The sequence below is a fragment of the Mesorhizobium sp. WSM4810 genome (assembly GCF_055811235.1).
Genome location: NZ_JBVVQV010000001.1, coordinates 281,992 through 293,425, shown reverse-complemented (window position 1 = coordinate 293,425; position 11,434 = coordinate 281,992). Strand labels below are relative to the sequence as shown.

The following is an 11,434-nucleotide window of genomic DNA, read 5'->3' as shown; positions in this document are numbered from 1 at the left end:
CAGGAAGCATATCCGATCGCTTATGCATACGTGCGGATGGACGTAGGAGTCATCAGGCCCGACGACGCCGGCCGTGGCGGTACACCAGAATGTTGCGGTCGAACTGTAGCCTGCGTTGAAGTCGACGCCGCTCCCGTAACCTGTCCCGGGTGCGCCCTTGGAGCGCAACCGTCGGCAGACTGCCGGCGCCGCGTGTGGCTGCGAAGTTGCCGAACCCATTTTGGACGGCCCCAGGACGCTAGCCGGCGGCAGCGGCCAGGATCGTGCGGCGAACGACCGTCTCCAGCACTGGCACCTTGTAGCCGTTCTTCGCCAGCGGCGTAGCGCCGGCCACCGCGGCTCGGGCCGCCTGTCGCGCCAAGTCGTCGGTAAGCCTGTTGCCGATGAGGAGACGTTCGCTTTCGACGGCGCGGCGAGGCGTTGGTGCGACCCATCCCATGACGATCGAAGCATTTTGCACTGTCTGGCCCTCTATCGTCAGCACCACCGCCACATCGCAGATCGGCCAGTCGTAGCTGTCGCGCTCGGTCTGCTTGCGGTAGGCGGCCTTCGCCCCGGCATTCAACGGCGGAACGATTACGCGCGTCATAACCTCGCCAGTCTCGATTCTGGCATCGTGAGCGCCCTGCATTTCGGGTGGCAAGAAGAAATTCGAGAGCTTTACGACGCGTGAGCCGTTGGCGCCGCCGGCAAGTTCGGCGCTTGCATCATAGGCGACCAGTGCCGTCGCCGGCGTCGAGGCTTGGACCATCGCGTTTTTGTCGTTGTCGAAGATCGCGTGATGCTGGTTCTCGTCAGCGCCCCTGCTCCCCATCTCATCTGCACCTTCGCCATGGAAATGATCGTGCCGAAAATACCAGCAGCGCGGCCGCTGCAGCAGATTGCCCCCGATCGTTGCGGCGTTGCGGACCTGCGGCGTCGCCGCATGTCCGGCAGCATCCGACAGCGCCAAGTAGCGCGCGCGGATCTGTGGATCGTTGTCGATGCGGTCCAGCGTCACAAGCGCGCCGAGCGACAGCCCGTTTTCCGTGTCGACTTCGTCGAGACCGCGGATGGTCTTCAGATTTACGAGTCGCATCGGCGCTAGAATCCCTTCCTTCATCAAGTCCAGAAGGTCGATCCCGCCCGCCTTCGCGATGACGGGGCGTTGCTCGGTGCTTTCGGCAAGCAGACCTGCTGCCTGCTCGACCGTCGTGGCATCCACCCATTCGAAGCTGTTCATGGCCATGATGGACTCCTTCTGGCCGATCTCAGGCGCTGAGCGTCGCCAGCACATTTGCCGGGTTCATCGGCAAAGTGCGGATCCGCTTTCCGGTGGCGTTGTAGAATGCATTGGCGATCGCGGCGCTGGTCGCCACATTGCTTGCCTCGGCGATTCCTCGCGCGTCGGTCGACGACTGCGCCCCGATCTGCTCCATGAGCAGCACCTCGATCGCCGGAGTCTCGCGTGATCCGACCATCTTATATTGATCGACATTGGCGTTGAGTTGATGGCCGCTCGCCGCGTCCATGATGCGGTCCTCGTAGATCGCGTAGCTGACACCCTGGATGATGCCACCGATCACCTGGCTCTCGACCAGTTTGGGGTTGATCGGCCTGCCGCAATCGCTGGCAGCGACGATGCGCTCGACCTTGACCACGCCGGTCTCGACATCGACCGCCACCTCGGCGAATTGGACACCGCCCAGCCCATGCCGGCTGATGGAGAGCTCTCCCGGCACCGCAAATCCCTCATAGTCGTCGTGCCGCTTGGCGAGTTTCGAGATTTCGCCGAATTTGGCTTCCTTGGCTGCATCCTTGAGCGGCCTTGCTCCCTCCTTGCCGCGGACGCCCACCTTGCCGTCGGCGAAAAAGATGTCATCGGGATCGGCGTCGTCGAAAAGCGGCGCGAGGCGCGCGGCCAGGTCGCGTGCCGCCGCATAGGCCGCATTGCGGGCAGGCGCGGTCACCGACGCAGTCACCCGGCTTCCGCCGGACGGCGGTCCCCACGGGAACCGCGTGTCGCCGATAAAGACGCCGATGTCCTCGGCGTTGAGGCCGAACTCCTCTGCAACCACCTGGGCAAGCACAGTCCGCGTGCCGGTGCCGACATCCTGCGTGCTGTTGTAGACGGAGACCGACCCGTCATCGGCGACCCGCACCTCCACCGTCGTCGGAGGGCTGACGACATACACCCACTGCGCCTGCGCCATGCCAATCCCCCGCTTGATCGGCCCGGCGTCGGCGTTCGGCGGACGCCGGCGGCTCCAGCCGAACCGCTCGGCCGCGACCTTGCGTTCATGTGCCCGTGCAAGCATGTCGTCGGTGGGCTTTGTGTCGATGCGATCGCGCAGGATCAGCGGGTCGAGTTGCAGCCGATCCGCGAGTTCGTCCATCGCCTGCTCGAGCGAGAAGATGCCCTGCACCTGTCCGGGTGCGCGGAAAGCCGCGCACGGGCCGGCATTCGTGAACACGTCATACTGCTCGGTGCGCATGTTCGGGCACGGATATAGCGCATTGTAGCAGAAGCCTATGCCGGCGCCCCCAGCGATGCCGCCGGTGCCCCAGCTTATGACGTCGATGGCGGTAAGGGTGCCATCTTGTTTGGCGCCGATCCGTACGCGCTGCAAGCTGTTGGGGCGATTGCCCGCCGAAACATGCTCTTCACGGCGGTCCAGCATCATGCGCACGGGCGCGCCGGCCTTTTGTGACAAATGAATGGCGAGGAGGCCGAAATTGTTGATCCCATATTTGGCGCCGAACCCGCCGCCGGTGAAGTCGCTGATTACCCGGATCTTGCTCTTGGGCAGATCGAAATATTCGGCGGCCTCATCGCGCACGCTGTGCGTGTGCTGCGTGGAGGCATAAATGGTCAGCCCGTCATCCTGCCAATCCGCGACGATGCCATGTGTTTCCATCGGCACATGAGTCTGAACCTGCGTGCGATATTCGGCCTCGACGATCACGTCCGCCTCCGCCAGGCCCTGGTCGATATCGCCCGTGGGCGTCATACCCGGCATGCCGAAGTTGGGACCGCGCACATTGCCCTTCTGCGGCAAGCCTTCCGGTGCGCCGCCGCCGCCGGCTGTCGATGGCTGCTCGACCGGTCCTGGAAAGACGATCGGTGCCTCATCGTCCATTGCCGCATCGAGGTCAGTGACATGCGGCAAGCGCTCGTATTCGACCTTGACGAGTTTCGCCGCCTGGTCGGCGATCCGCTGCGTCTCGGCGGCGACCGCGGCAACGGTCTGGCCGGCGAAGCGGACCGTCGGGTATTTGTTACGAGCCTCGGCCTCCGGATCGCGAAGCCTGGCGGATTGCAGCAGTGTCTCGAGCACATGTACAGCACGGACGCCGGGGTGACGCTCCGCCGCTGAGGCGTCGATCGAGATCACCCTGGCATGCGGCCATGGGCAGACGATCTGCCGTGCGTAGAGCATTCCCGGCAGTTGCACGTCGAATGTGTATTTCGCCGCGCCCGTCACCTTCTGCACGGCATCGAGCCGCGGGATCGACTTGCCGATGGAGCGCAGTTCGGCGTTCACTGGCAACTGCGGCGGCTCATCGTCCGGCACCTGCCGAGTCACCTGCCTCATCTCCTGCCCGACGATACCGTAGAGCAAGGACTGGGACCGTAACGAAGGCCGGTCGGCCCGTGCCTGATTTTCGGTAGCCATCAGGTGCCCCTCCTCCGATTCTCGCCGGCGACGGCGAGCACTGCCGCAAAGATGTTCGGATAGGTGCCGCAGCGGCACAGGTGACCGCTTATCGCGGCCTTCACCTCGTCGATGCCGGCGTCCGGTTTACGATCTATGAGTGCTGCGCAACTCATTACCATTCCGGGCGTGCAGAATCCGCATTGAAGGGCGTCATGCTCGACGAACGCCTGCTGCACCGGATGAAGCTTGCCGCCCTCGGCCAGCCCCTCGATCGTGGTGATGTTCCTGCCCCGGGCGTCGAGCGCCAGCGTCATGCAACTGCTAGCAGGCTGACCGTCGAGCCAGACCGTGCAGGCAGAACAGGCTCCGCGATCGCAGCCGATTTTGGTGCCGGTCAGGCCGAGGTGATTGCGGAGGACGTCGACCAGCGTGGTGGCGGGTTCCGCCTGCACCGGGACCCGTCGTCCATTTATCGTGAGATCGATCGGGATCAGACCAGGGCCAAGAACTTCGTTGGCATCGTCCTGCATAGAACCATCAACGGCTGCCTGCGCTGCCCCTGCTTCCAGCAACGCCGCCCCTACGGCCGAGGTGCCACCGTGCTTCAGGAACGTCCGACGAGAGATGCCCGATTTCGTGGATCCCGGAACTTGACTGCGGCTCAATTCTGCCATGCTGTACCTCCGGATTTGTTACAGCGGTTACCAAAACTAGGGTGATCGGATCAGCACCAAGCTAGGGGACCGATCGGTTCGTGCCAGACGCCATCACAACGAAGTGACCGTCGAGGCGATCGCGACGCTGGGCATGCCGTCGAGGGCACAAAGCGGCTTGAGGCTTACCATGATCGCCGGCGGCAGCGCCGCCGCCGCTGCGGATCGTCAGCAAAGAAACCGGGGCGGCGCGAGCCGCCCTTTTTCGTTGCTGCCGGGGCGCTGCCAAATGCTGTCAAATCGGCTTGGCAGCACCCATTATAACCTATTGATAACAAAGAAAAATGGTGGTTGTCGCAGTCTCTGGCGAACCGGTCTCTGTCCATAGGCGCCGAAAAACAGTGAACTTCGAGGTTTTTGAGGGCCTGACCCAATTTTCAATAAGAAATCGCTGCGCAGATTCAATGATTTAGCGCCAAATTCCCTACACGTACTAACAGGGAATTGTTTAGCAGCTAGCAGGGAATCCAAATCGGAGCAGGCCAAGATGGCAAATCGCGGACTGGCGGCCGGCTCGGTAGCTCAATTGTCGAGCGCTACTGCTGGTTTGCTTGTCGGCCTATGGAAGATATGAGTCTCCCCTTACGCAATACGACTTGCTGACATCCTCGGAATGACCACCGTTCACGTCAACCGAACGTTGAGGGAACTCCGAAAGGCCGATCTCGTCTCGTTCAGGGGCGGCCATGTACAGGTGATCAACCGCAAGAAGCTGGTCGAAATAGTCGGATTCGACAACGAGTATCTCAGGTAACGGCTATCTCCTAGCGCGGCAACGCATGGGGCCATTAGCAAATTCTCTGCCGGAAGACGACCCCTCGGCCGTCGCTGGAACAGTTCCAGCCAAATGTTTCCGGACGACTGGTCGTGCGCGGCCTGGCGGTGCAGTGATATTATCTCGACCACACGGTATCCGCATCCGGCTTGCGGTGAAGGACGGGCCGAACGAAACTCAACCTCGTTCGAGCAATATGCAAAAAGGTCCGATCATCATGACCGACGGCGACACGGCCTATCGCGCGACGAGAGGGTGCTGCCGAATAAGTGCAGGTGCCTGACACACTGCGGCAGACCTGACCACGCCAATCTCCACCTTCAGGAATCCTCTATCGTTGCAATCGCCGCAGGCACTACCCGATCGTCGTTCGGCTGCCAGCGGCTCGAGATGGCTAACCGTGCCATCCCTGCGTCTTCAGGCAGATTGCCGCGCCCTGGGGTTGTAGCTTGACGTCGGTTTGCAGCGAAATTTACCTAAAAAGCAACCTATGTTAGTGACTACTTATAAATAGTCCTTACACTACCCAACCTGTTCTCGCCACGAGGGAGTGAGGAACTGCAAGAGACTTAAACCGACGCATCGAGTGCGGTTGGGGCGTGGAGTGCTCTACTCGACGCGTGTACCTCAATCGCGCCGAAGCGGGAGGCAATGATGACAGGAGAATCCTTTACAACAGTACTTGTCGGGCCGAGCGAGTTACTCCGAGAAGGCCTTAGTCGAATCCTGGATGCGACAAAGTTTCGTGTCCTTTTCTCTGCGGCTTGTGTTCACGATCTTCTGGAGAAGCCGCTAGCCCAGCACCGGTCCATCTTGCTCATCATCGATGTCGGCGGTACTGATGCGGATGCTGAATTCGCACAAATTGCAGAATTCAAAGCGATTTATCCGACCAGCCATGTCGTCGCGCTAGCCGATCACTGTCGATCGACCGATATAGTTTCAGCTTTTCGTGCGGGGGCAGACGGGTATTTGATAAAAGTCGCTGCTTACGACACCTTCATCAAAGCTCTGGAATTGGTTATGCTAGGGCAGATGGTGTTACCTGCCGAAACTTCAACGGCTATTCAAGAAATAAGGCATGTTCTGAAACCTGACGCGGTAGCTGATGAGTTAACAAAGGTGGTTGTTAACGTGGATCATGAGGATCAAGAATTATCAATTTTGTCAAATCGGGAAAACTGTATTCTACGCCGCTTAATCGAAGGGGAGTCTAACAAAGCCATCGCGCGCGAGATCGACATTGCCGAAGCTACGGTGAAGGTACACGTCAAGGCCATCCTCCGAAAGATCCGGGTCCGCAACCGTACACAGGCTGCAGTTTGGGCGATGAACCATGGCATGCTTACTCCCGCATCCGGCAATGCCCCGTCGGGGAGCGAGATGGCAACTCAGCCGTCTTACAATATATAATCATTCGGGCTGGTGCATTCGCTTTTGCCAAAGCTTCGCCCTGATATGAGCCTCCGCTATCAAGAACCATATGCTCAAATCATCCCCCGGCGATGGTAGCGAGCGGTGGAGACGGCATCGCAGTGGCGCATGAGGTGGACCCCACCAGTGTTACTGCCATTTTGAAGTTGAGGGCTTTATCAAAGTGGGCAAAGCAAAAATTACTTCTGGATTCTCGTTCAGCGAAGTGCGGATCGGAACGGTCGAGGGCGGAGAATCGGGGGTTCTGGTGTGGAAGTGCGACCAACTGGTGGCGGTCCTCACGCAGATCGACGAGGAAGCCTACTCGACGAAAGGCAAATGGTTTCTCGAGACGGGCTTCGGGCTGCTAAGCGGGCAGCACAAGAATTTCGCTACGATAGAGGAGGCAATAAGATGGGTTGGCAGATACACCTTCCCCGAGCCTGCTTACACTGCAGATTGAGCGACCGTTCCGAGGCAATTGATCCGAGTCCAAGGTCAGCTGGGCATGCTGCCGATCGTGCCAAGACCCACAACGGGGATCCTCCGACTTTCAGACGATCTAAATGATTGGAAGATACACGCGTCGAGAAGGCCCTCCACACGCCGACCGCATAGTTTCTTTAGGAAAACGCTACACCAAAACACACTCATTAGACGTAGGGCAGCATCATCGAGGCCTATTCGGATTTCTCGAACCTGAGGCCTTGGGGAAGGGCACGAGCCCTGGTTTTCAGCCGCTCCGGGCGACGGCCATCGTGGCGCCGATGCGCGGCCGTCAGGGTTACCGGGGCTTCCCGCGGGCCGATGAAAGAAAAACATGAGGCGGCCAGTTCCGATTATGGTTACCTCGATACGATTGCCAAGATTGACGGCTTGGTCGATGTTCGCGTCTTAATTTATCTGGCGCGTCAAGCCGTCATCAGGTCGTCCACGTAGCAAGCTTTGCCAGTTGCTGCGCGAAGGCGCTCACCTTATCGCGCCGCAAGCTGCCTCCGCCGCGTGAAGAGTGCGAGAAGCCGTTGCAGTTGCTCACGCCGATGGCAGCCTGCAGGTCAGTCAGGCGGAAATTGTAGCCGAGTTCAGGATAGCTCTCGTAGATCACCTGTTTCGAGCCGTGCCGTTGGCCGCCTAGCATGCATGACCTTGTCTCCTGCTGCTCGGGGGTAGGGTCACGCGTGATCCGAGTACTAAGCGACGTTTGCAATCCGACGTAGGCGCAGGCTTGAACGCAGCGCCGATCGCCCGGGAGAGTCTCAGTATAGCCCTATCCACGCCGTATTCTGGACATGAAGGTTAGCATTATATTACCAGACGAAATTTCTGGTTGTATAAGCCGAGTTTCGTTAAGACGATAAAATTTCGTTTATCGTCGATGGGTGTCCTTAGTGATACTTATAGTGAATTCATATTTTAACTGGAGAAACACATGAAGTTGATGAATTCCGAACAGGGAATACAGTGGAAACACTCGGAATGGTTGAACAACTTTCGCGAGAGGATGGAGACAGCTCGGTCGAACCCGACATCGACCGTGACGGCCGAGGCTCCCACTTCCGCCGCTTCCGCGCCGACGGAGACAGCCGCGTCAAGCCCGACATCGACCGTGACGGCCGAGGCTCCCACTTCCACCGCTTCCGCGCCGACGGAGACAGCCCCGTCGAGCCCGACATCGACCGTGACGCCCGAGGCTCCCACTTCCACCGCTTCCGCGCCGACGGAGACAGCCGCATCAAGCCCGACATCGACCGTGACGGCCGAGGCTCCCACTTCCACCGCTTCCGCGCCGACGGAGACAGCCGCGTCAAGCCCGACATCGACCGGGACGGCCGAGGCTCCCACTTCCACCGCTTCCGCGCCGACGGCATCCACGCAGCCGGCGCAGGGTCTTACCCACACCACCACACCGATCCAATCGGAGTACGATGGCCAGGTGATTGAAAATCTTGACATCTACGTCACCAACGGGGACGCGGTCACGATTACGCACGACAATGTCATCCTGCGCAATTGTCGTATCCATCACGCCGAAGGCGACGGGGTGTCGGTATCGGGCGCAACCGGCGTCACGATCGAGAACACCGAGGTCATCAACGCCGACCCGCCGGCGGGAATCGACGCCGAGACGAGCCCGGACATCATCAACATCAGGGCAGAAAACGCCGCGAACCTGACCGTTCAAAACACCACGGTGCGGGAAGGCTCGACCGGTATCTATCTCGTGGACTCGCCCGGCGCGGATCTTTCGCACGTCGATGGCTACGACTTCCATGGCCCCTTCCCGCGCGGTCAGTTCGTCCAGTTCAACAACTCGGGCAATAGTTCGCTGACCGACTTCTATGCTGTCAACGACGCCGCCAACTCGCATCCTGAGGACATCGTCTCGGTCTATGGTAGCCCGAATACGACGATCTCTAACGGGGTGATCGACGGTAACAACTCCGTGACCGGCGTCGGCGTGATGTTCGAGAACGGATCGACCGGCGGCAGGGTGCAGAACGTTGACGCCATCCATCAGGGCAATGGCGCGTTCTCGTCCTACGCGAGCGATGTGACCTTCGACGATACGAGGTCGTTCGACGGTATCAACGCCGACCAAGGCCGCGGGGCTTCCTCGTCGAATGGACTGATCTGGAATGTCAGCTCCGGCGGGGTCAGCGTCCTGAACTCGAGCTACACCAACCCAGGCAATCCCGACAACATCATTTGGGACAAGTCAAAGGCGGTCGTAGCCGACGTGCACGAGGATGCCGCCGCCACCCCAATGGCACACGTCGATAACCAGTTCGCCTGGGACTACGCAGTCTGAACAGGTGGCGCAACCGGCTGCAGCAGACGGTTGCGCCACACTTCAGCACGGTGTGATGGGGCAGGGCTCGCGCTCGGACCAACTCGGCGGGTGGTTCCGTCGGGGGATTTTTGCATGAGACCTCGCCTGCCCTGCCGCCTTCCTCGCTCGTGAACAGAGGCCTGAAAATGGCCAGGTTAGAGCGCTCTGCGACCGCTTCACTGGATTCGGATAATAGATGACAAATTTCTCCTTGCACGTGCCCTCGCCGCTGGCGGTGGCCTTGCGCGAGATCCGTCCGGGCCTCTGCGCGGCCGGCGGGCTCTCGCTCTTCATCAATCTTCTCATGTTCGTGTCTCCGCTCTACACGATGCAAATTTATGATCGCGTCCTAACGAGCCGTAATGCCGATACGCTCGTCATTATTTCGGTGATCGTTGGCGTGTTGCTGATGACCTATGGGACCCTCGAACATTATCGGGCTCGTATCCTCCAGCAGGCTGGCGTGCGGTTCGACCGGCTCTTGTCTGGTCCCGCCTTCGAGGCGGCGCTTTCCTCGGCGCTGCGTGCCCGCGGATCGAATCATGCACAGACCCTGCGCGATCTCGACCTCATGCGCGACATTCTTTCGGGCGGCGTCATCATGGCGCTGATGGACGCGCCCTGGGCTCCGATCTACATCGTGATCTGCTTCCTACTTCACCCGTTGATCGGCCTTGTGGCCCTCGTCGGCGCGGTGGCGATAGTGACGATCGCACTCGTAAATGAGCGAGCGACGAAGGGCTTGCTCTTGCGAGCCTCGCTCACGAACACTCGCGCGATCGACAGGCTGGGCTCCTCGCTGCGCAATGCAGAGGCAATTCGGGGGCTCGGGATGGGGCCCGCTATCCGGTCACGGTGCACCGGAATCCGCGAGGAAGCGCTAGGTTACTCCGTCAGCGCGGGCGAGCGCGGCGGCACACTTCTTGCGTTATCCAAGTTTCTGCGCATGGCCATTCAAACGGCCATGATGGGCATCGGTGCGTACCTGGCTATTAACCAGGAAATCTCCGGGGGCGTCCTGTTTGCGGCGTCGCTTATCATGGGTCGGGCGCTTGCCCCTATTGAGATCATGGTGGCGCAATGGAAAAGTATCGTGTCCGCGCGCAGCGCCCATGCGCGCCTGGAACGCATATTCGAGGAGAACCCGCCCATTGCTGGACGCGTGCGTCTGCCTGACGTCAGGGGTACGGTTTCCGTCGAGAACCTTTTCGTCCTCGCCCCCGGTACGAACACGCCGGTCGTCATGGGCGCGACGTTCACGCTGAAAGCGGGAGAGGTGGTCGCCCTCGTTGGTTTATCGGGCTCGGGCAAATCCTCGCTCGCGCGTGCGCTTGTAGGTGCGTCGCCGCCGGCGCAAGGATGCGTGCGACTCGATGGCAACGATTTGCGCCATTACGATCCGGACCAACTCGGCACCGCGCTCGGCTACCTGCCCCAGGATATTGAGCTGTTCTCCGGTTCCGTGCGCGACAACATTGCGCGCTTCCGAGCTGACGCGGTCGATGCGCAGGTGACCGAGGCGGCAACACTCGCCTCTGCGCACGAGATAATCCAGCGCCTCCCCAAAGGGTATATGACCGACATCGGGGAGGATGGAGTCGGACTGTCGGGTGGGCAGCGGCAGCGGGTCGGTCTCGCGCGCGCCCTGTTTGGCGAGCCGAGCTTCGTCGTGCTCGATGAGCCTGATGCCAATTTGGACAGCGATGGCAATCGCGCACTGATCCGGGCAATCGAAGGGTTGCGGAGAGACGGAAAGACCGTTGTGATCGTGACCCACAGGCCGAACCTCCTGTCGGCGGTGGATCGAATGATCATCATGCAGGAAGGACGAATAGCGCAGATGGGCAGTCGTGACCAGTTGCTGCCGTCGCTCGTCGGCCCGAACGTAGCGCCGGCACCGCGGCGGCCCGTCTGGGATGGAGGGCGCGCCGGACCGCCGGCGTCAGATCCAGCGCACTCTCTCCTCCGCCGGACACGCGTCGATGCATAACGAGTCGAAACCAATGATGATGCCTGACACCTCGAAAAGGACGGCAATCATAGCACGGGTTCGCGGGCTCCCGAT

General features: G+C 60.5%; 10 protein-coding genes. 5 read left to right on the top strand and 5 right to left on the bottom strand.

The features are described 5' to 3' along the window. Positions 1 to 238: 238 nt before the first annotated feature. From AC0L3O_RS01390 to AC0L3O_RS01380, 3 genes are read right to left on the bottom strand one after another with little or no spacing between them, the layout of a single operon-like run. Positions 239 to 1,228 (bottom strand): FAD binding domain-containing protein, encoded by a 990-nt coding sequence (locus tag AC0L3O_RS01390; protein WP_473614566.1) that lies wholly within the window; start codon positions 1,226 to 1,228, stop codon positions 239 to 241. A gap of 22 nt (positions 1,229 to 1,250) precedes the next feature. Next, complete coding sequence (locus AC0L3O_RS01385; protein WP_473614565.1) at positions 1,251 to 3,656, bottom strand: xanthine dehydrogenase family protein molybdopterin-binding subunit; 2,406 nt, start codon at positions 3,654 to 3,656, stop codon at positions 1,251 to 1,253. After that, entirely contained in the window at positions 3,656 to 4,312 is a 657-nt protein-coding gene (locus tag AC0L3O_RS01380; protein ID WP_031254290.1) for a (2Fe-2S)-binding protein, read from the bottom strand. The genes AC0L3O_RS01385 and AC0L3O_RS01380 overlap by 1 nt, the downstream gene beginning before the upstream one ends. 652 nt (positions 4,313 to 4,964) lie before the next feature. On the opposite strand from AC0L3O_RS01380, the gene AC0L3O_RS01375 reads away from it, so the two are divergent. From AC0L3O_RS01375 to AC0L3O_RS01365, 3 genes are all read left to right on the top strand, one after another. After that, positions 4,965 to 5,105 (top strand): helix-turn-helix domain-containing protein, encoded by a 141-nt coding sequence (locus AC0L3O_RS01375; RefSeq protein ID WP_473614564.1) that lies wholly within the window; start codon positions 4,965 to 4,967, stop codon positions 5,103 to 5,105. Between the two features lie 675 nt (positions 5,106 to 5,780). Beyond that, positions 5,781 to 6,539, top strand: a complete 759-nt coding sequence (locus tag AC0L3O_RS01370; protein WP_473614562.1) for a LuxR C-terminal-related transcriptional regulator — start codon at positions 5,781 to 5,783, stop codon at positions 6,537 to 6,539. Between the two features lie 184 nt (positions 6,540 to 6,723). Then, positions 6,724 to 7,002 carry a hypothetical protein gene (locus tag AC0L3O_RS01365; protein WP_473614561.1) on the top strand — a complete coding sequence of 93 codons (279 nt, stop codon included), beginning with the start codon at positions 6,724 to 6,726 and terminating at the stop codon, positions 7,000 to 7,002. A gap of 459 nt (positions 7,003 to 7,461) precedes the next feature. Here the strand turns inward: AC0L3O_RS01365 and AC0L3O_RS01360 are convergent, their stop codons facing one another. Further along, positions 7,462 to 7,677, bottom strand: a complete 216-nt coding sequence (locus tag AC0L3O_RS01360; RefSeq protein ID WP_473614559.1) for a DegT/DnrJ/EryC1/StrS family aminotransferase — start codon at positions 7,675 to 7,677, stop codon at positions 7,462 to 7,464. A gap of 275 nt (positions 7,678 to 7,952) precedes the next feature. Beyond that, complete coding sequence (locus AC0L3O_RS01355) at positions 7,953 to 8,492, bottom strand: hypothetical protein (protein ID WP_473614558.1); 540 nt, start codon at positions 8,490 to 8,492, stop codon at positions 7,953 to 7,955. Here AC0L3O_RS01355 and AC0L3O_RS01350 point away from each other — a divergent pair. Together AC0L3O_RS01350 and AC0L3O_RS01345 are read left to right on the top strand one after the other, a co-directional pair. Further along, positions 8,473 to 9,348 carry a right-handed parallel beta-helix repeat-containing protein gene (locus tag AC0L3O_RS01350; protein WP_473614557.1) on the top strand — a complete coding sequence of 292 codons (876 nt, stop codon included), beginning with the start codon at positions 8,473 to 8,475 and terminating at the stop codon, positions 9,346 to 9,348. The genes AC0L3O_RS01355 and AC0L3O_RS01350 overlap by 20 nt on opposite strands. 217 nt (positions 9,349 to 9,565) lie before the next feature. Then, positions 9,566 to 11,359: a type I secretion system permease/ATPase gene (locus AC0L3O_RS01345; protein ID WP_473614555.1), complete on the top strand. Its 1,794-nt coding sequence runs from the start codon at positions 9,566 to 9,568 to the stop codon at positions 11,357 to 11,359. Positions 11,360 to 11,434 lie beyond the last annotated feature (75 nt).